The following is a 23118-nucleotide window of genomic DNA, read 5'->3' as shown; positions in this document are numbered from 1 at the left end:
CGATTGCCTTCAGCGTGGCTTGTTTCAAAGGACGGCGGCGCAAGTGATTGCGCCGCGTGCCCAACAAAAGCAGTAAGGAGTGGGTTAGCTAATTGCGGCCTCACTCCACTCGCTATTGACCAAACGTTTGAGCTTGAGCGGATTGCTGTTCTGCAAGGCTGGAGGCAAAAGCGCGTCGGGATAATTTTGGAAGCAGACCGGGCGCAGAAAGCGATCGATCGCCAACGTACCCACGGAGGTTCCGCGCGAGTCCGACGTTGCAGGATAAGGCCCGCCGTGAACCATGGCCTCACAGACTTCTACGCCGGTTGGATATCCATTGACCAATATCCGTCCGACTTTTTGCTCCAGCACTGGGACAAGCCACTGGTACTGCTGCAGGTCGGCAGGTTCGCCAATCAGTGTGGCTGTCAGTTGACCGCGCAATGATTGCAGAGCGAGCTTGAGCTCCTTGTCGTCTGCGACTTCGATCACGATCGTGGTCGGGCCGAATACTTCTTCTTGCAGCAGCTCATCACCGCTAAGCAGTAACTGCACATCAGCCTTGAATAACTGTGGGTGCGCCTGGTTACCATTCTGTTCAGAGCCAGCCAGATGGGTGATGCCCGGATGGGCATGCAAGTGTTCAAGTCCTTTGGAGTAGCTGCGCAGGCCTCCAGCGTTCAGCATGGTCTGCGGTGCCTGGATCGCCATTTGACCTTGCAGGTGCTCTAGGAACTGAGCGAACTGAGGCGATTTTATTCCGATCACCAAGCCAGGATTGGTGCAGAATTGACCGCAACCCATGACGACTGAGGCAGCCAGATCCTTGGCCACTGATTCCCCTCTGGTGGACAGCGCGGCAGGCAGCAGCACGACCGGGTTGATGCTGGACATCTCGGCGAACACTGGAATGGGTTGTGGACGCTCTGCCGCCATCTTGCACAGAGCATTGCCACCTGCCAGCGATCCGGTAAAGCCAACCGCCTGTATGGCTGGGTGCTTGACCAACCACTCACCCACGCCTGAGCCGAAAATCATATTGAAGACGCCATTGGGCATGCCGGTGCGCTCAGCAGCCCGAATAATGGCGCAGCCCACCTGATCGGCCGTCGCCATATGACCGCTGTGGGCCTTGAATACGACTGGGCAGCCTGCGGCGAGAGCAGCGGCCGTATCGCCACCAGCGGTAGAAAATGCAAGGGGGAAATTACTGGCGCCAAACACAGCGACTGGGCCGACGCCTATGCGGTATTGACGTAAGTCGACTCGCGCAAGCGGCTTGCGATCAGGCAAGGCCAGGTCGATTCGTGCGCCTAGAAAGTCGCCACGGCGCAGGACTTTTGCAAACAAGCGCATTTGGCCACTCGTGCGGGCTCGCTCACCCTGAATACGGGCGGCGGGCAAGGCGGTTTCCTGGCAGATGATCGCTACGAAATCTTCACCTAATTGGTCAATTTCATCCGCGATGGCATCCAGGAACTCGGCCCGGCGTACCGGGCTTAATTGGCGATACTCAACGAACGCTGTTTCAGCGGCTAAGGCGGCGCGGTCTACTTCGCGCTCTGTTGCTTGATAGAAGTCATACGGCAGTGGCTGGCCAGTGGTTGCGTCCAGGCTCTTGAGTTGCGGCTCGCCGTCGGCACTACGTTCGCCTGCGATAAAATTTTGGCCAAGAAGAGTGAGCATATCTGTCTCCGTTCGCTTCAGGTGGAACAACGGGTGCTTGGCTGAAGTCGGTTAAATAATGTGACACAGGGGAGGGGCACTTTTGGTGCCCCTTTTTCTTTTCTGAGGATGAAGCGCTATAAGGGAGATCGCGGTGCTTGTGGTACCTACGTGAGCGCAGTGGTTCAGCGCACCAGGCACGGTTGCTTGTTGTTGAAGCTCCAGCCTGGAATCAAAAACTGCATGGCGACACTGTCGTCCCGCGCGCCAAGGCCCATACCTTTGTACACTTCGTGCGCCTTGGCCACGGCGTCCATGTCGATGTCTACGCCCAAGCCTGGTTTGCTTGGAACCTTGACGAAACCGCCTTCGATTTTCAGCGGCTCCTTGGTCAGCCGCTGGCCGTCCTGCCAGATCCAATGGGTGTCGATCGCGGTGATCTCTCCCGGTGCGGCTGCTGCCACTTGAGTGAACATGGCCAGGGAGATATCGAAGTGGTTGTTGGAATGAGAGCCCCAAGTCAAACCCCATTCATGACACATCTGGGCCACCCGTACCGAGCCCTGCATCGTCCAGAAGTGCGGATCGGCCAACGGAATATCCACCGATTGCAGCTGGATCGCGTGGCCCATTTCCCGCCAGTCGGTCGCGATCATGTTGGTCGCGGTTTTCAGGCCCGTGGCGCGGCGGAACTCAGCCATGACTTCACGGCCCGAGTAACCATTTTCTGCGCCGCATGGGTCTTCGGCGTAAGCGAGGACGTGATGCTGATCCCGGCACAAACGGATGGCTTCTTTCAGCGACCACGCGCCATTCGGATCGAGGGTGATGCGCGCATCAGGAAAGCGTTCAGCCAGTGCGGTCACCGCTTCTATTTCTTCATCTGCGCGTAGTACACCGCCCTTGAGCTTGAAGTCGTTGAAGCCGTACTTCGCTTTGGCTGCCTCGGCCAAGCGCACCACCGCTTCGGCGGTCATGGCTTTCTCATGGCGGACGCGGAACCAGTCATTGTCGGCGTCCGGTTCGCTGCGATAAGCCAAATCGGTTTCGTTGCGATCACCGATATAAAACAGATAACCGAGCATTTTCACCGCGTCGCGCTGCTGCCCTTCGCCGAGCAATGCAGCAACCGGAACTTCCAGGAATTGACCCAGCAAGTCGAGCAGGGCGGCTTCCATCGCGGTCACGGCATGAATAGTGATGCGCAGGTCAAAGGTTTGCAGGCCGCGACCGGCGGCGTCACGTGATGCAAAGGTGGTACGCATCTGATTGAGAATGCGTTGGTACTGACCGATGGGCTGGCCCATTACCAGGCTACGAGCGTCTTCGAGTGTCTCGCGGATGCGTTCGCCACCAGGTACTTCGCCCACGCCGGTATTACCGGAACTATCCTTGATAATGACGATGTTTCGGGTGAAAAACGGACCATGGGCTCCGCTCAGGTTCAGCAACATGCTGTCGTGGCCCGCTACGGGTACTACTTGAAAACTGGTGACGACAGGTGATTTGGTGGTGTTGGCAGTATGTTCAGCGTTCATAGCAAATTCCTGCGAAATTAGATGGTTCAGCTATCGGTGAGTCAGTGAGACTTGCTGACTGTCGCACCCGTTGGAGCGGAGTTCGGCGTCGTCACTTGGGCAGATGGTGTGGGTGAGGTTTTGGCAAAGAACACCAATATCGCGGCGAGCACCGATGTGCCGGCCAGGCCATAAAGACCACCCTGGATAGACCCGGTTGTTTGTTCCAGGAAACCGAAGGTCGTCGGTGCCACGAAACCACCCAGGTTGCCGATCGAGTTAATCAACGCGATGACGGCGGCGGCGATACGGGCATCCAGGTAGCCTTGGGGAATTGGCCAGAACAACGAAGATGCAGACTTGAAGCCGATGGCGGCGAAGCAAATGGCGACAAAGGCGAAGATCGGCCCACCCGTGGTGGAAAGGAACATGCCGGCGGCTGCTATCAGCAATGCAGTCGCCACCCAAGCCTGCTGGAATTTGAACTTGCCTGACAGCGAGGCAAAGGCGTACATGGCGATGATGGAGATGAGCCAAGGAATCGAGTTGAAAAAGCCCACTTGCACATCACTAAGCTCGCCCATCTTCTTAATGATGCTAGGAAGCCAGAAGGTGGCCGCGTAGATCGTCAGCTGAATGCAGAAGTACAAGGCGCAAAACAGCAGGATCTGGCGATCTTTGAGGAGCTTGCCAATGGTCGGTTTGACACTGGTCAGCACTTCACGCTCGCGCTGTTCCTGATCGATGGCGCCTACCAGTGCATCCTGCTCTTCGCGAGTCAGCCATTTGGCGTCATGGGGTTTGGAGTCAAGCCAGAACCAGACAAAGAATCCAATAAACACCGAGGCCAAGCCTTCGATGGCAAACATCCATTGCCACCCATGAAAGCCAAATCCTTCGATCTGCAAGAGTGCGCCCGACAATGGGCCTGAAATCAGGGACGCAATGGCTGAGCCACTCAGGAATATGGCAATGGCTTTACCGCGCTCGACACCTGGCAGCCAACGAGTGAAGTAGTAGATCACGCCGGGGAAGAAGCCTGCTTCGGCGACGCCAAGCAGAAAACGCAGAATGTAAAAATGGGTTTCGTTCTGGATGAACGCCATCATCGTTGCGACGATGCCCCAGGTGAACATGATGCGGGTGAGCCAAATACGTGCCCCCACCCTTTGTAGCAGCATGTTGGAAGGGACTTCGAATAGTGCATAGCCGATGAAGAAGAGGCCGGCACCCAGTCCATAGGCGGCAGCGCCGATCCCTAGGTCATGCTCCATGTGCGTGCGCACGAAACCGATATTGACTCGGTCGATGTAGTTAAGGATAAACATGATGACAAACAGTGGGAGTACATGACTCTTCACTTTGCTCACGGCGCGAGTCAGGGCCGAATTGCTGTCTGGAACGGCAGATGCGTTGTTTGAATTGCTCACAATTCAAATCTCCCACTGATTATTTTTATGCGGGTTTGAGCGTGACGCCGGCGGCTTGGCCGCCGGTTGTTACAGTCGAATTACTGAGAACCGAGCTTCTTGATCAATGCATCCAGCTCTTCCATTTCATTTGGAAGCAGATCTGTCAGTGGGGCTCGAACGGGGCCTGCATCATGGCCAACCAGCTTGGCGCCAGCTTTGACGATGCTCACGCCGTAGCCGTCGCAGCGGTTGCGGATATTGAGGTAAGGCAGGAAGAAGTCGTCAATGAGTTTGCCTACGGTCTCATGGTCTTCGCTGGCGATCGCCCGGTAGAAATCCATGGCTGTTTTCGGGATGAAGTTGAATACCGCTGAAGAGTAGACCGGTACACCCAGCGCTTTATAAGCAGCTGCATACACTTCGGCCGTTGGCAGGCCGCCGAGGTAGGTCAGGCGCTCGCCCAGGCGCCGACGGATTGAGACCATGCTTTCAATGTTGCCTAGGCCATCCTTGAATCCGATCAGGTTAGGGCAGCGATCAGCGAGTTTTTCCAGGCTATCGGCATTCAGTTGGCAGACATTGCGGTTGTAGACCACTACGCCGAAATCCACTGATTTGCAGACTTGTTCGACATGGGCGATCAAGCCTTCCTGGCTTGCCTCAGTCAGGTAGTGCGGTAGCAGCAGAATACCGGCAGCGCCTAGGCGCTCGGCTTCCTGGGCGTAGGCGATGGCCTGGCGGGTCGAGCCGCCAGCACCGGCGAGGATCGGAACCTGGCCTTTGCAGGTATCGACAGCGACTTTGATGATTTGCGAGTACTCAGTAGGCTCCAGCGAGAAGAATTCACCCGTGCCACCGGCGGCGAACAACGCGCTGGCGCCGTAGGGCGCGAGCCAATCCAGGCGCTTGGCATAGGTGTCGGCACGGAAGTCACCAGCAGCATCGAAATCAGTCAGAGGGAAGGAGAGAAGGCCTTCGGAAAGAATGGATTTGAGTTCTTGAGGGGTCATGAGTTTTCACCTATGTCACTGGTTGTTGTTGGGGTAGTGCTTTGAGTTGATAGACATCATACAACATGGTTTTTTTTTGACAAATTGATTTTCAGGGTTATTTCGCATAACAAAATTAATTAATAGATTGAAAGGTTATTAGATGGCTTCTTTTAGGGTGCTTTACGTACGTTGGAGGGCGTGCTTTGGCTTTATTCTCAAACGTTTCTCAGTGTCCGCGGTCGAGAAAGTGGTCGGTTCGCAGCTGTCATCATACAAGTCTGAGTTGTTGTTCGATGGCGGAATCGCGGGCGCGATGGTCGAAAATCGAATGGTGTAAGCTCTAGGCATGCTTAGCTTTGAGGGGGCGGCAGAATGCAAGATGACAGCAGTGCGTTGGTGCGAAAGGGTTCAAATAGCTTGGCGCAAGGCTTGGTCGAGGCGTTGACCCGGCAGATCGTGTTGGGTCGTTACGTGCTTGGGCAAAAGTTGCCGCCAGAGTCAGCCATTGTTCGCGAGTACGGCGTGAGTCGTACGGTGGTCCGCGAAGCCATTTCAAAGTTGCAGGCCTCGGGGTTGGTGGAAACCCGGCATGGCGTCGGGACGTTTGTCCTGGGGCGCCAGTCTCAGTTGGGGCTTCGGCTAAATATCGATACGGTAGCCAGTGTTAAGCGGGTTCTGGAATTGCGCCTGGGGCTGGAGGTGCAGGCCGTGGCGCTAGCGGCTGTACGACGCACCGAAGATCATTTGGTGCGCATGCGCCAGGCGCTGGATGACTATCAATCCTCTATGGAGAGCAACGACAGTTGCGTGGAGGAGGACAAGCGCTTTCATCAGATAATTGCAGAGGCGACAGGCAACGAGTATTTCACTGAAATCATGCAGCACTTGGGCAATGCCATTATCCCCAGAACCCAGGTGAAGGCAGAGGAGCGAGAGGGCGCGGATCTATCGCGTCTTGGCTTTTTGGCAAGTCTTGAGCACGAGGCAATATTCAGGGCAATCAGTATGCGAGACCCTGATGCCGCGCGTGCGGCAATGATGCTGCATCTGATCAATAGCCTGGACAGGTTTTCGGGGGGGGTGCAGTGAGCAAGGGGGATCGATCGGCTATTGCCTGCATTTGCATTGCCCATCCTTCTTTCTGGATGTACCACGCAGCTCACCGAGGCGGTCTCTCGCGTCGAGTTGATTGCCCCGGCTCATGCAGTAGGCTGTGAGCCCGTGGAGCGTTTTCCCGTAAAGGGTTCGCCCCCGGTCTTGGGTATGAACAATTGGGGGAATTTCATTTCATGGGTAGCTGACGGCTTGTACCCAGTTTGCGCCTTTACCGGAAGGTGCGGTGGCGTGTTGAGTGAGCGTGCCGCGGCTCGGATCAATGGCGTACACACCAACGTTAGGGCTTTTTTCGCCAGTGACCAGCAGCCATTGACCCGACGGGTCTACGGTGATGCCCCGTGGTTGCTGTTCGACTTTAAGGTTTTGCACGAAGTTGGGCAGGCCACTGTCCCGGTCTACCGTAAACACACTGACCGTACTGCCAGTGCGCTCTGAGGTATAAAGGAAGCGCCCGTCAGGCGTCAGTGCAATGTCGGCGGCCCAAATCAGGTTGGCGGCCAGTGGCGGCGGTACCGGTTGCCCTGGCTTGATCATCGGTCGGGCAGCGCCGTGCACCAAGCCAGAGTCTGCTGGTATCGCGTTGACCTCGCCCAGTGCAGTGAGCTGCCCGGTATTTGGGTTTATGGCAAAGGTGGTGACGCTGCCGGCCATCTCGCTAAGCAGATAGAGGAAGCGGTTATCCGGTGATATGACGGGGTGGCGCGGGCCGCTGTCTTTAGGTAGTTCGGCGTGGCCAAGCGTATCGAGTTTGCCACTGGCGGCATCGAATCTGAATTCAAGGAGTTTGTCGGCGCCCAAGTTGGCGGCGTACACAAACCGATTGGTCTTATCGACAATGATTGAGTGGGCATTCGGGCCGGTCTTGATGGCTTGCTGCACGTTATCCGTGACTTCGCCATCGGCATTAATTGAGTTAACGCTGACCAGGTCCTCACCGTATGACGCGCCGAACAAGTAGTGGCCGGTCTTGTCCGTGGAAATATAGGCCAGGCTATCAGCAACGGTGGCGTTTTTCAGGTGCTTGAGCGCACCGCTGGCGGGGTCGATGGCGTAGGTTGCTACTGAGTAAGGTTTGCCCCGGATGGATGCGTAGAGTTTGCTGTGGTCTGGGCTTAAGGCGAGCGGCATGACGCCTGCTCCGGCTTCGGTGGTGGCCAGGGGCTGCAATTGCCCTTGTTTAGACAGCTCGTAGCTACTGATAGTGCCGTCGGCGGCGTTGGAGACGTAGACAAAGGTATTGGCCCAGGTCTGTGAGGCGCCCACCAGCAGCGCGGCGCTGGCAAGACGCTTGAGGGTTTTGGCTCGGTCCATCCGATATTTCTCCGCGTTGTTGTTTTTTATATCGTCAGTTATCATACATCGTTGATCAATTCTTGGTTTTTCTGGCTTGACTTGTCAAGCTTGAGCGGCTCGATAGGCCCAGTGAGGCCGAAGGTTAGCCTGATGTTAGCGGCGATATCGAAGCAATTCATGCCATTTTGCGTTGAGTTTAGAGCGCAGCTGTGAGCCCCCGATTGCACGAGAATCCTGCCTTTACTTATAAGATGACTGTGGCAGGTCGCTAGGTGTGCTGCGCTTGTCTCTTCACCAGGGTGTAACTGATAAGGCCTGCTCAATTTAACGATAGGGTGCTATCTATTGTGACCAGGGGGATTCGGTGTTTGGGATGAGTTGGCGCTACAGTGGGTTAAGATCCTGCTCGAAAGAATAGAATATGCTCATTAATCTATATTTGTGTCGTTATGTTGCGGGGCGTACTGTGAGGTTGATTGCAGGACTTTTAGAGAGGAAAGACTTTCTGTACTGTTATCGTTATTAAGCGCTTTTTGCGCCCGTGAAACGGGGCTTGTCAGGTATCCCTTTAGGTAATATCAAGGGTGGTAAGTTCTTCGCAGCCTTCTTTATTGGATTGCATAACATGCAAAATGAACGCGGAATGCCAGTCCGCAAGCGTGCCACCAGTCTGGCTCACGGTTTGGTCGAAGCGCTGTCGCAGCGCATTCTGCTGGGTCAGTTCTCGCCCGGCGAAAAACTCCCATCAGAAACCGCGATTGTTCGCGAGCACGGGGTCAGTCGGACGGTGGTGCGTGAAGCCATTTCGAAGCTGCAGGCGTCCGGTCTTGTTGAGACCCGCCACGGCATAGGCACCTTTGTGCTGGAGCGAGAGTCTCAGCTGGGCCTGCAGCTCAATATCGATACCGCAGCCAGTGTCAAAGCGGTGCTGGAGTTGCGTATGGGGCTTGAAGTGCAGGCCGTCGCATTGGCGGCATTGCGCCGTAGTGATGAGCAGCTGACGCGCATGCGTCAGGCGCTGGATGACTACCGGGCCTCGTTGGCCAGCAATGATAGCTGCGCAGAAGAGGACAGGCGCTTTCACCAATTGATTGCCGAAGCGACTGGCAATAGGTATTTCACCGAGATAATGCAGCACCTGGGTGAAGCGATGATCCCGCGTGCCCAGGTCAATGCAGATGAGCGCGGTGCTATCGATTTCTCGCACCTTGGTTATCTGGCTCACCTGGAGCATGAGGCGATCTTCAATGCGATCAGCAGAAAGGACCCGGACGCTGCACGTGCGGCCATGGTGTTGCATTTGTCGGGTAGTCGGGATCGCTTTTCAGGCAATGGCTCGGGGCTGGCCCGGCTTGATGGATGATCGATAGCGTAACCGACGAGCCAATGCTGGCCCGTCGACTTTTAATCAAGGCTTACAGGCAGGCCTTGTTGGCAGGAAGAGGAAAGTAATGGTTGCCGGTTGAAGTTGGATATCACCAGCAGTGGTTTGGGCGCCATTCAACTGAGGCTGTTCGTCATTGTTGCCCAGGCTTAGGGGGTTGCCGTTCAGGGCGACGGTTTTGCTGGTCAGAACGCCGGTCGAGGCGAAGGTGTAGCGCAGCGAGGCTTGGGGGAGGGTATGGGTCTGGCTATTCGCTACATCGTTGTTGATAGCCATCACCGCAACGCCACCCGGAGTGCCCTTCATGCGCTGCGCGTAGACGTGCAGGCCTTCCCGATTGGTAATGCCCGAAGCGAGCACGGTGGTCCCCATGAATTTGCTCCAAAGCAGCGCGCCCCAGTAGTTGGGCTTAGGAGCAAAGGTTTTTTCGTCGAGCAGGCCATAGTCGCTGGTGACCAGGGTGTAGGGTTGCTGCCACAGGCTGCGTCAGCGGTTTCTGTTAGCTACATGGGTTTTCCTGCCTCAAATGTGTCGCGTTGCTTTTGGTAGGGCGACAGGGTCTGATCGGTCCGGGTCAACCACTCCTCGGACAAGGCCGCTGGTTCTGTCGTCTGGGCCATCGGAGCGCAACGCTTTGAGATGGCGCCGTAGTGGTGGTAAGAGAGCCCGTCAACGCCAGGGCCAGAAGCCTTGAGCAAGTCGGCGTTGGCAATCATCTTCACCTCGCCATAACTCGCGCCCCAGGCGCCGCCACTTTCGCCCGCCGAGCTAGGTCCGAGGATCAGCAGGTTAGGGGCGGCTTTGCGGATGGTTGGCGGTAGGCATAGAGGGCTCCATGCCTGCAGGGACTGATTTTTCGGCGGATTCTGGTTGAGCTGTGGTGGTGTTTTCGGTATAGGGCTTCCAGAATTTCCCGCCGGTCACTTCCAGCATTTCAATGCTGTAGGACTGGAGGTGAGAGGACGATGGATGTGAATCTGCCTCTTCTACTCTACTCATTTGTTTATCGGCGGTGATCATTCAGCGCGCGGTACTGCATACTGAAGCTCAGGCTTGTCCGTTCGCCCTCATGTAGCAGGCGCAGCCCTGGCCGAGCGGGCAGGTGGTGGGCGTTGATCGGATGGCTGACCGGTTCGACGCAGAAGAAGTCCTGGCCTGTCGGGCAAAACAACAGGTAGTACTCGGCTCCGCTGGCCTGGCAATCCAGCACATATCCCGCCTCGGGCTGAACGATTCGGCAGCCGCCTTCCCAGCCACTGAATGCATGATCGACAGCGGTCGACGGGAGTGCCCGTTGCGTATCGAAACTCCATTCGACCGGAATCGCCGCAGGGCGCGATGACAAGCATCCAGTATCGCCGAGCCAGACCTGGCGGGCTGGTGCCAGCAGTTGTGTGCCTGGATACCGTGGGAAATAAGGATGCAGGCCAAGGCCGTGCCATGCGGCCAAAGGATCGCGGTGGATGACCTGCAGGTCGAGGTTCAAACAACCTTCGTGCAGATGCACGTCCAGCGTCGCCTGATAGGCAAACGGCAGCTCACTGTCGAGGGTCAGCCGGGCACGCCGTTCACTGTGATGATCCACATGCCAGCCCTGCTGCCAGGCGCTGCCGTGGATTGGATAGGGGTCGTGTTCCGTGTTGGGCGCCAAGGCCAGCCAGCCATCAGGCCGCTCGAACCCCCCTTCGGCAATACGGTTGGACCACGGCGCCAGCGGATAGCACGCCAGCCGCCGCGGCGTGCCGCTGGCCAGCGCGGCCTGGTCGGAATGACGCAGCAACGCCTGGCCGGTCGTCTTCACTTCCCAATTGATCAGGCTGGCGCCCAAGTCGGGCGTGAGGCTAAGGTGGGTCAGACGATCTTGCAGGTGCAGTTCGGATACAGCCATGAAAGGCTCCTGTTCAAAGAGAAAGTCAGCTCGCCTTGCGATACGTCAGCAGCACGATGCCGCACACCACCACGGTGCCACCGATCAGTTGCAGGGTGCTCAGGCGCTGATCCAGCAAGGCCCAGCCCAGCAGCAAAGTGGCGATCGGTTCGATATTCATCACCGGCGCGTTCTGCGCCATGTTCAGCTGTGGCGCGCAGACGAACAGCAGGGTGAAGGCCACGCCATGCAGCGCCACCAGGCTTGCCAGGGCCATCCAGCCACCGCCGCTGCTCGGTAGCGACAACCCTGATGGCATCGCGCCGCTGAAGCCGGCCACCAGCATGCTGGGGTTGTAAGCCGGAACCGCCGAAATTTCCGTCAGCGCCTGCAATCTTTCTCATGTCTAGTCCTGAAACAGGTGTAAACCTTTTTCAGGACGGGACACGGGACGCGGGACACAATGCTTGTTAAGGGCGCTTCGAAAAACCGCCGCTTTCCAAGGCATCGTTCGTGCAAGTCACTGCACGTATATGATGTCGATTCCTGAAAAACCGGGTTATTCGAAGTCCTCTTGGGTGCGTAAACCCTGCCGTAATGGCGGTGCGCGCCGAGAGTATTCGTCGTGCAACGCACTACGACAAACTTGCATCGCAGTTTGCCCCGCTTGTCAGCTCACTGGGTCGTGCCAACCGTTTACAGATCGGTGATTTCCCTATGGCGTGGCACCAGCGTCTTCATCACGCCCCACGCCACCAGATAGGCCAGTGCGCAGATGGTAAACATGATCATGTAGCCGGTATGAATATCGCCGATCATTTTGTAGTGGTCGATCACCCAACCGCCGATCTTGGTCATCACTACGCCGCCCAGGCCGCCTGCCAAACCGCCAATGCCGACCACCGAAGCGATGGATTTTTGCGGAAACATGTCAGACACGGTTGTGAAGATATTACACGACCACGCCTGGTGCGCCGACGCGCCCACGCCTATCAGCAGCACCGGCACCCAAAAACTGATGTAACCAAATGGCTGCGCCAGCAACACCACCAGCGGGAAGAAGGCTATCACCAGCATGGCTTTCATGCGACCGTCATACGGCGCGTTGCCGCGTGACATGAAATAGCTGGGGAACCAGCCGCCGCCGATGCTGCCCACCATCGTCATGCTGTACAGCACGGCCAGCGGCATCACGATGGCCTGGCCCTTCATGCCGTATTGCGCCGACAGATAGGTCGGAAGCCAGAACAGGAAGAACCACCACACGCCGTCGGTCATGAATTTGCCGAAGACAAAGGCCCAGGTCTGACGGTATTTCAGCAGCTGGGACCACGATACTTTTTTGGCGGCAACACCCGACACTTCCGGGTTGGTGACCACCTGCGCGATCTGATCGCTACGGATGTGGGCCAGTTCCTGCGGCGACAGGCGTTTTTGCTGCTCCGGCTTTTGGTACAACGCAATCCATACCCCCGCCCAAACGAAGCCCAACAGACCGATCACGATGAAAGCCGCTTCCCAGCCCCATATGCCAGCGATCAGCGGCACGCAGAGCGGCGCCAGGATCGCGCCCACATTGGCACCGGAATTGAAGATGCCAGTGGCTAAGGAGCGCTCCTTCTTCGGGAAGTATTCGGCGGTGACCTTGATCGCGGCCGGGAAATGTCCCGATTCGCCTACCGCCAGCACGGCGCGCGACAGCATGAAGCCGGCGATCGAGACCGGGATGGCGGCAATGCCGAACGCACCGCACACGGCGGCGATGCCCTCGCCCATCGGCACCGAAAAGGCGTGCATCATCGCGCCGATCGACCAGATGCAGATCGCCACTACAAAGCCGGTCTTGGTGCCGATCTTGTCGACCACGCGGCCAGCGAACAGCATGGAAATCGCGTACACGAATTGGAAGACGGCGGCGATGTTGGCGTAATCGGTATTACTCCAACCGAATTGCGTCGACAGATCCGGCGCCAACAGACTGAGCACTTGGCGGTCCAGGTAATTGACGGTGGTGGCAAAAAACAACAGCGCGCAGATAGTCCAGCGATGTTTGCCGACGGCCTGGCCAACGCGTTGCGGGTTGATGGACTCGTTCAGATTCATGGCATCACTTTTTTGTTGGATTGTGGTGATGATCTCTCGGTTTCCACCGAAATCAATTGGCCATAGGCCATCGCCCAAGCGCGATAAGTCTGCGGCGAGGCAAGTCAGATTCCGGCGCGGCTCCCGATCAACTTATTGGAGGCGTACGCTCTCCATGCCCAGCGGCTGGAGTTGGCCTTGTAGCAAGTGCGATCAGGCGCCTGGTGGGGCAGTCGCATACAACGGGCCCGACCGTGCGGGCGGGCAGGCCGTCAAGGTCGAACCATAAGGGAGGGCATTCAGGGGTGTGAGTAAGCAGATTGAATTCATGCTGGGGCCGACACTCTTTTTTATTTTTAGGGTTGAAGGATTGAGGTGTTGTCTGTCGTCGTACAACTGCCCACTTTATACCCAGTTCGACACCTGGCTGTCAATCGGACTAATGACCGCTCATCTCGACAAGGACCGCCCGTCCACATTCCAGCTTCGTACGAGCAGCGCTGATCGGGGCTGTCACCGTTTTGATTTTTCGAGTGTTGACAGCAGGGTATGGATGTTTTGATAATCGAGCACTGTTGTACGACAACATATGTCTTAAATAAAAATAAAAACAGGACCTTTCATGACGAATCCCCCACCTCATCCCCCTTCCTCTCACCGGCGCCAAAGCGGTCTTTCGCTCCGTATAGCGTTGACGCCATCGCAATAGATTTCGTGAATCACTTCGCAAGCTAATTCAGGCACGACTCAACGCCCGTGCAGGTCGCAGTCGTATTGGGAAGCTGCACACCAAGTGACCACGTCTGGTGTTGTCAGTTGACGAGAAAACCCAGATTCAGGCATTGGATCGCACTCAACCGATGTTGCCGCTGCGCCCAGGTCAGGTCGAGCGTCGGACACATGATTACAAGCGCCATGGAACGGCGAGTCTGTATGCGGCTTTCGACATCATGACCGGCCAGGTTATCGGACGGATTACCCAACGTCATCGAGCCAAGGAGTTTCTGGCTTTTCTGCAACAGATTGAGCGGAGCACACCCGCTGGACTGGATCTGCATGTGATCCTGGATAACAGTTCGACTCACAAGACGGCTGCAATCAAGCAGTGGCTGGAAAAGCATCCGCGCTTCAAATTGCATTTCACACCGACCAGTGCGTCCTGGCTACAGGCCCGCGTAGTAAAAACGGCATTTTCCACCATACTGGTTCGATACCGCACCTTGTCCAACGGCGCATCCGCGCCATCTACTTGCTTCAAAGGAGTTCACATGGCAGGTTGGTTTGAGTTGAGCAATAGCACCGATGGTCAGGTAAGGTTTGTTCTCAAGGCTGGTAACGCCGAGACCATTCTTGCCAGCGAACTGTACAAGTCCAAGAGCTCTGCCGAGAATGGAATCGCCTCCGTTCAAGCGAACTGCTCTTCAGATGATCGCTACGAAAAGAAGGAATCTTCCAATGGCAAGTTCTACTTCAACCTGAAGGCAGCCAACCATCAGGTGATCGGCACAAGCCAGATGTATTCATCCTCGCAGTCTCGAGACGCAGGAATCTCCTCGGTCAAAGCAAATGGAACATCCAGGACAGTGAAAGACAACGCCTGATCAATGTGTCCAGCGGACGACGAGCCCCGCTCGTTGTCCGCGGGTATCATCCGCCCGCTGGCGGCTTGATGGAGGGCCGAAAGTCTTAGAGGTATTTATCCGTGACGGCACCTTCCGATGCGCTGGACACGGTCCTGGCGTATTTGGCCAGTACCCCACGCTTGTATTTGGATTGTGGCCGTTGCCAGCGGAGCTTGCGCTCGGCCAGATCGGCGTCGCAAACATCGAGCGTGATCTGACGGGTTTCGGCATCGATGGTGATCGTGTCGCCGTTTTCAATCAGCGCGATGGGGCCGCCATCAAAGGCTTCGGGGGTGATATGACCCACCACGAAACCGTGGGAGCCGCCGGAGAAGCGCCCGTCGGTGATGAGTGCGACTTCCTTGCCCAGCCCCTTGCCCATGACGGCAGAAGTCGGTGAGAGCATTTCGCGCATGCCCGGGCCGCCCTTGGGGCCCTCGTAGCGGATCACGATGACGTCGCCGGCTTGGACTTCGCCGCTGAGGATGCCTGCAAGTGCGTCCTCTTCGCCGTGGTAGACACGGGCCTTGCCTTCGAAGCGCAGACCTTCCTTGCCGGTGATCTTGGCCACGGCGCCCGTGGGCGAGAGGTTGCCGTTGAGCACCACCAGGTGGGAGTCCTTCTTGATGGGCTGGTCGAAGGGCAGGATCACGTCCTGGTCTGCGGGGTAGTCGATGACGCTTTCCAGATTTTCGGCCAGGGTCTTGCCGGTGACCGTGAGCACGTCGCCGTGCAACATGCCGGCGGCCAGCATGCGCTTCATGAGCGGCTGGATGCCGCCGATGGCGACCAGCTCGCTCATCATGTATTTGCCGCTGGGACGCAGGTCGGCCACCACCGGGGTAACCTTGCCCAGGCGCACGAAATCGTCCAGGGTCAGCTCGACATCGACGGCATTGGCCATGGCCAGGAGATGCAGCACGGCATTGGTGGAGCCGGCCAGTGCGATCACGACTCGAATGGCGTTTTCAAAGGCCTTCTTGGTCATGATGTCGCGCGGCTTGATGTCACGCTTGAGCAACTCCATGACCTGCTCCCCTGCACGGAAGCAATCCGAAGCCTTGTCGCTGCTGATGGCGTCCTGGGCGCTGGAGCCGGGCAGGCTCATACCCAGGGCCTCAATGGCCGAAGCCATGGTATTGGCCGTGTACATGCCACCGCAGGAGCCGGGGCCGGGGATGGCCACTTCCTCGATCTGCTTGACCTGGATCTCGCTGATATCACCACGCGCGTGCTGGCCCACGGCCTCGAACACGGAAATGATGTCGGTGCGGCCGGCGCCCGGCTTGATGGTGCCGCCATAAACGAAGATGGAGGGGCGATTCAGGCGGGCCATGCCGATGAGGCAACCCGGCATATTCTTGTCGCAGCCGCCCACGGCCACGAGGCCGTCAAAGCCTTCGCAGCCTGCGACCACTTCAATGGAGTCGGCGATGACTTCACGCGACACCAACGAGTACTTCATGCCTTCGGTACCGTTGGCGATGCCGTCGGAAATGGTGATGGTGTTGAAAATGACGCCCTTGGCGCCGGCGGCATTGGCGCCTTTTTCGGCTTCGACAGCCAGCTTGTCGATATGCATGTTGCAGGGCGTGACCATGGCCCAGGTGGAGGCGATGCCGATTTGCGGCTTCTTGAAATCTTCATCCGTGAAGCCCACGGCGCGCAGCATGGCGCGGGCGGGCGCGGCCTCCACACCGTCCACCACTTGCGAGGAATATTTACGCAGATCGTCATTGTCGCTCATGACTTTTACCTCCCCTCCAAACCATCGGCAGACCGTTTGCGGACCGCGCTTCCAGACGCAGGCATTGCTCCATTTTTTCCAGGATGTCAGGGCCCCGCAGGGCTGATCTGGTTGAGTATAGCGGGGCTCGACTCCTCCCCCTTCAAGGTGACGTATGGCACCTGCACCCATCAAGCGGGCTTCCTTCGAAATACAGAATCAGATAACTGAATAAAATGCGGACATCCAAGTCTTACCCTTTCCCTGGTCATCAATACGGCAGGGCATTCATGAGGATGCTCGAGGGCGGCGCCGGGCGCGAAGTCCTGGTCAGCCGCCACGGCGACCAGTGGGGCTTGGCCATCCGACTGAGCGGCATCGGCCCGCGCTGGTTGCCTGTGCGCTCGCGGCGCGAAGTCGTGCGCACCTGAGCGGAAGCGGGTTGGCGCTGAATCATGCTCGCTGGCGTTGTGCCAGGTTCTACACTTTGAGCAAGTCCACCGGCCTCCGCTGTCCGCACTTGGAACTGCTCCTGGCCTTCGGCATCAGGCTGTGAGATCGAGCACTATGCGGCCTTCGATCTGGCCTTTGCGCATACGGGTGAAGATGTCATTGATGTTTTCCAGGGGCTCGCTGTGGACCGTCGCCTTGACCTTGCCTTCGGCAGCGAAATTCAACGCGTCCTGCAGGTCCAGTCGGGTGCCGACGATGGAGCCACGCACTGTGGTGCCATTGAGCACCATGTCGAAGATTGACAGGGAGAACTCGCCCGGCGGCAGGCCGTTGAGGACGATGGTTCCGCCGCGGCGAGTCATGCCCAGGGCTTGTGTAAAGGCCGTTGGCGAGACGGCGGTAACCAGCACACCATGGGTTCCTCCGATTTCCTTCTTCAAGTAGGCTGCCGGGTCCTGGTTCAGGGCGTTGACGGTGAGCGTGGCGCCGAAGTGCCGCGCGAGTTCCAGTTTCTGATCATTCACATCGATGGCGGCAACATTCAGGCCCATGGCCTTGGCGTACTGCACCGCCATGTGGCCGAGGCCGCCGATGCCGGAGATCGCCACCCACTGTCCGGGGCGGGTATCGGTCATTTTCAAGCCCTTGTAGACGGTCACGCCGGCACACAATATGGGGGCGATCTCGATGAAGCCGATGTTGTCTGGCAAGTGACCGACGAAGTTGGCATTCGCCAGGGCATATTCGGCAAAGCCACCATTTACCGAGTAGCCGGTATTCTGTTGGGCTTCGCAGAGTGTTTCCCAGCCGCCCAGGCAGTGCTCGCAATGGCCGCAGGCGGAATGCAACCAGGGGATGCCGACCCGGTCGCCTTCCTTGACATGCTTGACGCCGGTACCCACGCCGACGACGTGGCCCACGCCCTCGTGGCCTGGAATGAAGGGCGGGTTGGGTTTGACCGGCCAGTCGCCTTCGGCGGCATGAAGGTCGGTGTGGCATACGCCGGAAGCGGCAATCTTGACCAGGATTTGGCCTGGACCGGGGGTGGGTACCTCCACTTCCTGGATTTGCAGTGGTTTGCCAAACTCAAGAACGACAGCGGCCTTCATTTTTTTAGACATGGCGCGTCCCTCAGGATATAGGGCGGGGTAATCAGTAAAGGCCAGTTTTTGCCAATTCGCCACAGAGAATGGGGTGTTGTGGCAGGCCACAGCACCTCGGCAGGGTGTGCAGCACATTGGCGAGGCAATTGCTGCTGCGCAGGCTGTCATCGGCACTGCCGGCATTGAACAACAGGCTGTCGGGCAGGGCGGCGCTGAGCTGGCGCAAGCTCTCGCCCGGTACTGTTGCTGTCGACAATCGCCAGCTTGGCACCGCGCAACCCGGCGTCGACGGGCTCGGGGATGACATTGGACAACAGCGGCCCTGGATCGGGACGATAGGCCAGATCACCAATGCGCACCTGCAACACCAACTCCGCCGCCTGGCTCTGGCTGGCCAGCAACGCAGCGCTGGCAATGGCTAGCAGGTAGAACAGGGCGTAACCGAAAAGTTGGCGCATAAGTCCCTCCACTGCAGTCGCGCCAGCATAGGAAGCGACGGGGCCCTGGGAAATATGCAGAAAGTACCAGTGGGGCCAGTACCAAGGTAGTAACCCGGCCCGTGCGCGGGGGTTTTAGCATGGAGGCATGAGACGGGAGAGGATTGGCCATGCGCATCTTCAAAGCCCTGTTGTTGCCGTTGCTGTTGATCCTGAGCCTGATTGGCGTGGACGGGCTTCACGGGCCGCTCGCCCAGCCAACGGCCACCCTGCCTGCCGGCTGGGGGCGCTAGCGTGTCGGCGCTGTGGCGGATCAATCTATGGGTGACAGGGTTTTTTACACTGGTCACCCTGGGCTACATGTTCGTGTTGCTGCATCAGGCCGTCACCGATGTCGAACGGGAAATGCAGGCCGCCGACGCAGTGGTCCATTACCTCGGTGAAGCTGCCGAACGTGACCCGGCCAGCCTGCAACCGCACCTGACGGGCAGCTTGCGGCATGTCCGGGTGAGCTGGCTGGCCGACGGCGAGACCGGCAGCCAGCCGATGCCACACAGCCTGGATGCCTGGTTCGGCCGGCAAATGTTCGCCCAGGCCAGGCATCCCGGCCGGGTGCTGGAACTGCAGGATGGCCGGCGCGTGCTGATCGCTGTCGACCCACGCGATGAAATCGATGAAGTCTGGGATTCCTTGCAGCAACTGTTGGGCCTGTGCGCCCTGACACTGCTGCTCAGCCTGTTGAGCATTCGCTGGGCGCTGCGTCGCGGGCTGCGCGTGCTCGATGCGTTGCTTGCGGCCTTGCAGCAGGTGTCCCGGGGGCAGCTCCAGGTGCGACTGCGCAGCGAAGGAGGGCCCGAATCCCGGCAACTGGCCGGGCATTTCAACCGAATGACCGCGACGCTCGAACAAGTGCAGGCCGACAATGGGCAATTGACCCGGACCTTGCTGGCGGTGCAGGAGCAGGAGCGCACGCAGCTCGCGCAGACCCTGCACGATGACCTTGGCCAGTACGTGGCGGGGATCCGCGCCCAGTCCTGCCTGCTGCGCATGCTGGCTGACCGGCCGCAGGTGCTGGAGCAGACGGTGTGCGCTCTGGAGCGCGATTGCGAACACCTGCAACAAGGTTTTCGGGCGCTAGTCCGTGATCTGTATCCGGTGGTGGTGCAACACTTGCCGCTGTCCGAAGCCTTCGCGGTGCTGGTGGAACAGTGGCGCAGCAGTCATGGCATCGACTGCCAGCTGCGGATCGGCAAACACCTGCCGGCGTTGCCGGTGGCGAGCAAAACCCATCTGTATCGGTTGCTGCAGGAGGCCCTGACGAATGTTGCCCGGCATGCCCAGGCCAGTCAGGTGCGGATACGCCTGCAGCGACGGGGCGGGCGCCTGTGGCTGCTGATCCGCGATAACGGCTGCGGTGCGCCGCAACCCCAGCGTCCCGGCGTGGGTCTGTATTCAATGTTCGAACGGGCCCGCAGCCTCGATGGCCAATTGCGGGTCATCAGCCAGCCTGGCGCCGGTTGGGCGCTGGCCTTGAGCATTCCGGCGGAGGGATGATGAATATTTTGCTGGTCGACGATCATGCGGTGGTTCGGCAGGGCTATGCCAGTTTGTTGCGCGCCGTATTGCCCCAGGTGTCGGTGCGCGAGGCGGCAACCGGTGAAGAGGCTATCAGCAGGGTCCAGGAAGAACTGCCCAATCTGGTGATCATGGATTTTGGGCTTTCCGGTATCAGTGGCCTTGAAACTACACGCCGCCTGCGCCAGCGCTTGCCGCAGCTGCGGGTGTTGTTCTTCAGCATGCACGATGAACTGCCCTTGGTACGCCAGGCTCTGGATGCCGGTGCGTCGGGCTACCTGACAAAGAACTCGGCGCCCCAGGTGCTGATCGAAGCCGTACGGCGGATCCTCGCCGGCCACGCTTATATCGAGCAACCGCTAGCCACCCAATTGGCGTGCACTCCCCGGCAGCAGGACGCCAGCGATCCGCGGTTGCAGAGCATGACCCAGCGGGAGCTGGAGATTTTCGTGATGCTGGCCAAAGGCACGCCGGCGCGGCAGATTGCCGAGCAGTTGTGCATCAGCGCCAAGACCGTTTCCAATTACCTGACCTTGCTCAAGAGCAAACTGCAGGTCAGTTCCCATGCCGAACTGGTGCATCTGGGGATCGATATGGGCGTGGTGCGGGTGGCGTTATCGTAGCGCAAGCGTTCAAGATTGCCGAGGAGCCCCGCAGGGGCTCCTCGGCGAATCAGTTGCCCCAGTTCTGCGGACAGCCGCTGCATCCCTCTATGTTGCTACCCTGAAAGTTCGCGTAATGCTGACGCGAGCCAATCAGGTTGGCTTGCTCCAAGTTGCTTTCGCTTAACTTGGCTTCCTGCAGGTTGGCGTCGCCAAGGTTCGCACTCTTGAGATCAGCCTTGTTCAGCCAGGTCATTTCCAGGTCGGCGGCCTGCAGGTTGGCGTTATGCAGACTGGCCCCGGAGAGGCGGGCGAACTGCAGGTAAGCGGCACTCAGGTCGGCGTTTTCGAACTGCGCACCCTGGGCGAACAAACCCCAGCCCTGAATCGCGACGAGCCTGGCGCCGGTGAAGTCCGCCTGGCGCAGGTTGGTCTGCTGCAGGCTGGCGCGGGCCAGGTTGGCTCCCTGCAATCGGGCTTTTTCCAGGTTGGCCAGATCGAGCCGGCTATGGCGCAGGTCGGCATCGCGCAAGTCGGCGCCACTGAGGTTCATCTTGCGCAAGTCCTGGTTGCGCAGGTCGGCACCACGCAGGTTCGCGCCGGGGCATTGGCTGTCCGGCGCGATGATGCAGCTATTGATGGTCAGTGGGGTATCGCCTGTTTCATCGGCGGCAAACGCCAACGACACAGGTAGCGCAAGCAGCAAAGGCAAGTAGTTCATGGCCGGGCTCTCTCTTGGAAATTCATCGAAAGGGACGCCATGGCGTCCCCCCGCAGCATTTACTTCTGCGCCGTCGCCTTATCCCAGCTCGGAATCTTGAACACCCAGAACGAGCCGCCTTGCGCCACCGGCTTGGTCAGCTCGGCCATGTCGCCGCCCCACAACGGCACCGCACCGCCATAGCCGACGGTCACGCCGATGTACTGTTCGCCATCCTGCTCCCAGGTGATGGGCGGCGAGACGATGCCGCTGCCGGTCTGGAACTTCCATAGCTCCTTGCCGGTTTTCGCATCGAAGGCCTTGAAGAAGCCATCGCCGGTCCCGGTGAACACCAGGTTGCCCTTGGTCGCCAGCACCCCGGCCCAGAGCGGCAGGTGTTCTTTGTGCTCCCAGACCACTTTGCCGGTGGTGGGGTTCATCGCCCGCAGTGTGCCGACATGGTCGTCATACATGCGCTTGATGCGAAAGCCCATGCCCAGGTAGGCCGAGCCCTTCTTGTAGTTCACTTCTTCGGTCCAGTATTCCTCTTTCCATTGGTTGCCTGGTACATAGAACAAACCGGTGTCCTGGCTGTAGGCCATGGGGTTCCAGTTCTTGCCACCGAGGAATGGCGGGGATACTTCCACCGGCTTGCCCTTGGTTTCGCCGGGTAGCGGCTTGGCCGGGCGTTGCCCGGGGTTTTCCACCGGGCGTCCGGTTTTCAGGTCGATGTGGCTGGCCCAGCTGATGTTGTCGACGAAGGGGAAGGCGTTCTGCAGTTTGCCGTTGTTACGGTCGACCACGTAGAAGAACCCGTTGCGGTCGGCATGGGCAGTAGCCTTAACCACCTTGCCGTCCTTGTCCTTGTAGTCGAACAGCACCAGTTCATTGTTGCCGGAGAAGTCCCAGGCATCGTTCGGAGTGTGTTGATAGAACCATTTCACTTCACCGGTGCTCGGGTCGACGCCGACCTGGCCTGAGGTGTAGAGGCTGTCATAGTCCTGCGGGTTGCCGTCCTTGGAGGTCCTGGCCCAAGTGTTCCAGGGGCCCGGGTTGCCGGCCCCGACGATGATGGTATTGCTTTCGGGATCGAAGCTGGCGCTCTGCCACGGGGCGCCGCCGCCGTGGCTCCAGGCCTCGACCTTGCCGGTAGCGGTGGTAGTGTCATCCGGCCAGGAGGGCGCCTTGACGTCGCCGGTCGGAGTGCTGTCCTTGCCGTTCAAGCGGCCCATGTGGCCTTCGACGAAGGGCCGCATCCAGACTTCTTCGCCGGTGTCTGGATCACGTGCATACAGTTGCCCGACCACGCCGAACTCATCACCGGAACTGCCGTGGATCAACAGCACCTTGCCGCTGGTCTTGTCCTTGATCAGCACCGGCGCGCCGGTCATGGTGTAGCCGGCGCCGTGGTCGCCGAATTTCTTGTTCCACACCACTTTGCCGGTGTTTTTGTCGAGGGCGATGAGCCGGGCATCGAGGGTGCCGAAGTAGATCTTGTCGCCGTAGATCGCCGCGCCCCGGTTGACCACGTCGCAGCATGGGCGAATGTTGTCGGGCAGGCGATGGTTGTAGGTCCAGAGGCGTTTGCCG

20 protein-coding genes and 3 pseudogenes are annotated in these 23118 nt (G+C 58.6%); 8 read left to right on the top strand and 15 right to left on the bottom strand.

Going from position 1 to position 23118, the window contains the following annotated elements; translation table 11 throughout:
* Window positions 1–84: 84 nt before the first annotated feature.
* The 4 genes from GUY40_RS10980 to kdgD all read right to left on the bottom strand — a co-directional run bounded on the left by GUY40_RS10980 (window position 85) and on the right by kdgD (window position 5586).
* On the bottom strand, window positions 85–1668 hold the full coding sequence (locus tag GUY40_RS10980) for an aldehyde dehydrogenase (NADP(+)) (protein ID WP_166568979.1): 1584 nt from the start codon (window positions 1666–1668) through the stop codon (window positions 85–87).
* A gap of 164 nt (window positions 1669–1832) precedes the next feature.
* Window positions 1833–3185 (bottom strand): glucarate dehydratase, encoded by a 1353-nt coding sequence (gudD, locus tag GUY40_RS10975; protein ID WP_166568978.1) that lies wholly within the window; start codon window positions 3183–3185, stop codon window positions 1833–1835.
* Between the two features lie 41 nt (window positions 3186–3226).
* Window positions 3227–4594 carry an MFS transporter gene (locus GUY40_RS10970; RefSeq protein WP_166568977.1) on the bottom strand — a complete coding sequence of 456 codons (1368 nt, stop codon included), beginning with the start codon at window positions 4592–4594 and terminating at the stop codon, window positions 3227–3229.
* 80 nt (window positions 4595–4674) lie between these two features.
* Entirely contained in the window at window positions 4675–5586 is a 912-nt protein-coding gene (gene kdgD / locus GUY40_RS10965) for a 5-dehydro-4-deoxyglucarate dehydratase (RefSeq protein WP_166568976.1), read from the bottom strand.
* Window positions 5587–5940: 354 nt separating this feature from the next.
* Here kdgD and GUY40_RS10960 point away from each other — a divergent pair, with 354 nt between their 5' ends.
* On the top strand, window positions 5941–6657 hold the full coding sequence (locus GUY40_RS10960) for a FadR/GntR family transcriptional regulator (RefSeq protein ID WP_166568975.1): 717 nt from the start codon (window positions 5941–5943) through the stop codon (window positions 6655–6657).
* Window positions 6658–6855: 198 nt separating this feature from the next.
* Here the strand turns inward: GUY40_RS10960 and GUY40_RS10955 are convergent, their stop codons facing one another.
* A complete protein-coding gene (locus tag GUY40_RS10955; RefSeq protein WP_166568974.1) occupies window positions 6856–7995 on the bottom strand; it encodes a lactonase family protein in 1140 nt (379 codons plus the stop codon).
* Between the two features lie 607 nt (window positions 7996–8602).
* Here GUY40_RS10955 and GUY40_RS10950 point away from each other — a divergent pair.
* Window positions 8603–9340: a FadR/GntR family transcriptional regulator gene (locus GUY40_RS10950; protein WP_166569081.1), complete on the top strand. Its 738-nt coding sequence runs from the start codon at window positions 8603–8605 to the stop codon at window positions 9338–9340.
* A 45-nt stretch (window positions 9341–9385) separates the two neighbouring features.
* Here the strand turns inward: GUY40_RS10950 and GUY40_RS10945 are convergent, their stop codons facing one another.
* The 5 genes and pseudogenes from GUY40_RS10945 to GUY40_RS10925 all read right to left on the bottom strand — a co-directional run bounded on the left by GUY40_RS10945 (window position 9386) and on the right by GUY40_RS10925 (window position 13352).
* Window positions 9386–9733, bottom strand: a complete 348-nt coding sequence (locus GUY40_RS10945; protein WP_166568973.1) for a hypothetical protein — start codon at window positions 9731–9733, stop codon at window positions 9386–9388.
* A 417-nt stretch (window positions 9734–10150) separates the two neighbouring features.
* Entirely contained in the window at window positions 10151–10381 is a 231-nt protein-coding gene (locus GUY40_RS10940) for a hypothetical protein (RefSeq protein ID WP_166568972.1), read from the bottom strand.
* On the bottom strand, window positions 10365–11249 hold the full coding sequence (locus GUY40_RS10935; RefSeq protein ID WP_166568971.1) for an aldose 1-epimerase: 885 nt from the start codon (window positions 11247–11249) through the stop codon (window positions 10365–10367). The genes GUY40_RS10940 and GUY40_RS10935 overlap by 17 nt, the downstream gene beginning before the upstream one ends.
* A 25-nt stretch (window positions 11250–11274) precedes the next feature.
* Window positions 11275–11577: pseudogene (locus GUY40_RS10930) on the bottom strand (EamA family transporter); the annotation flags it as partial.
* A gap of 347 nt (window positions 11578–11924) precedes the next feature.
* Window positions 11925–13352, bottom strand: coding sequence for an MFS transporter (locus tag GUY40_RS10925; RefSeq protein ID WP_371924786.1), 1428 nt, complete (start codon window positions 13350–13352; stop codon window positions 11925–11927).
* A 761-nt stretch (window positions 13353–14113) separates the two neighbouring features.
* Here GUY40_RS10925 and GUY40_RS10920 point away from each other — a divergent pair.
* A pseudogene (locus GUY40_RS10920) lies at window positions 14114–14482 on the top strand (IS630 family transposase); the annotation flags it as partial.
* 96 nt (window positions 14483–14578) lie between these two features.
* Entirely contained in the window at window positions 14579–14911 is a 333-nt protein-coding gene (locus GUY40_RS10915) for a YegP family protein (protein ID WP_166569080.1), read from the top strand.
* 85 nt (window positions 14912–14996) lie between these two features.
* On the opposite strand, the gene ilvD is transcribed toward GUY40_RS10915, so the two are convergent.
* The gene (gene ilvD, locus GUY40_RS10910) at window positions 14997–16679 is read right to left on the bottom strand and encodes a dihydroxy-acid dehydratase (protein ID WP_166568969.1); all 1683 of its coding nucleotides are present in this window, start codon (window positions 16677–16679) and stop codon (window positions 14997–14999) included.
* A 269-nt stretch (window positions 16680–16948) separates the two neighbouring features.
* On the opposite strand from ilvD, the gene GUY40_RS10905 reads away from it, so the two are divergent.
* Complete coding sequence (locus tag GUY40_RS10905; RefSeq protein WP_166568968.1) at window positions 16949–17089, top strand: hypothetical protein; 141 nt, start codon at window positions 16949–16951, stop codon at window positions 17087–17089.
* A 114-nt stretch (window positions 17090–17203) separates the two neighbouring features.
* Here GUY40_RS10905 and adhP read toward each other — a convergent pair whose 3' ends face one another.
* Both adhP and GUY40_RS10895 read right to left on the bottom strand, forming a co-directional pair.
* Window positions 17204–18232: an alcohol dehydrogenase AdhP gene (adhP, locus tag GUY40_RS10900; protein WP_166568967.1), complete on the bottom strand. Its 1029-nt coding sequence runs from the start codon at window positions 18230–18232 to the stop codon at window positions 17204–17206.
* Between the two features lie 97 nt (window positions 18233–18329).
* A pseudogene (locus GUY40_RS10895) lies at window positions 18330–18672 on the bottom strand (branched-chain amino acid ABC transporter substrate-binding protein); the annotation flags it as partial.
* A 149-nt stretch (window positions 18673–18821) separates the two neighbouring features.
* Between GUY40_RS10895 and GUY40_RS28240 the strand changes: the two are divergent.
* The 3 genes from GUY40_RS28240 to GUY40_RS10885 are packed head-to-tail and all read left to right on the top strand — an operon-like array spanning window position 18822 to window position 20849.
* Window positions 18822–18944 (top strand): hypothetical protein, encoded by a 123-nt coding sequence (locus GUY40_RS28240; protein ID WP_256675701.1) that lies wholly within the window; start codon window positions 18822–18824, stop codon window positions 18942–18944.
* A gap of 1 nt (window position 18945) precedes the next feature.
* A complete protein-coding gene (locus GUY40_RS10890) occupies window positions 18946–20205 on the top strand; it encodes a HAMP domain-containing sensor histidine kinase (protein ID WP_166568966.1) in 1260 nt (419 codons plus the stop codon).
* Window positions 20205–20849 carry a response regulator transcription factor gene (locus GUY40_RS10885; protein ID WP_166568965.1) on the top strand — a complete coding sequence of 215 codons (645 nt, stop codon included), beginning with the start codon at window positions 20205–20207 and terminating at the stop codon, window positions 20847–20849. Before GUY40_RS10890 ends, GUY40_RS10885 begins: the two co-directional genes overlap by 1 nt.
* A gap of 49 nt (window positions 20850–20898) precedes the next feature.
* Here the strand turns inward: GUY40_RS10885 and GUY40_RS10880 are convergent, their stop codons facing one another.
* Entirely contained in the window at window positions 20899–21549 is a 651-nt protein-coding gene (locus tag GUY40_RS10880) for a pentapeptide repeat-containing protein (RefSeq protein WP_166568964.1), read from the bottom strand.
* Between the two features lie 59 nt (window positions 21550–21608).
* Window positions 21609–23118 (bottom strand): quinoprotein ethanol dehydrogenase (gene exaA, locus GUY40_RS10875; protein WP_166568963.1); only part of this gene is annotated, 1510 nt, incomplete at its 5' end.

It is taken from the genome of Pseudomonas sp. R5(2019), assembly GCF_009905435.1.
In the GTDB taxonomy this organism is placed as follows: domain Bacteria; phylum Pseudomonadota; class Gammaproteobacteria; order Pseudomonadales; family Pseudomonadaceae; genus Aquipseudomonas.
The sequence above is the reverse complement of the archived record's forward strand: the minus strand, read 5'-3'. Positions and strand labels throughout refer to the sequence as shown.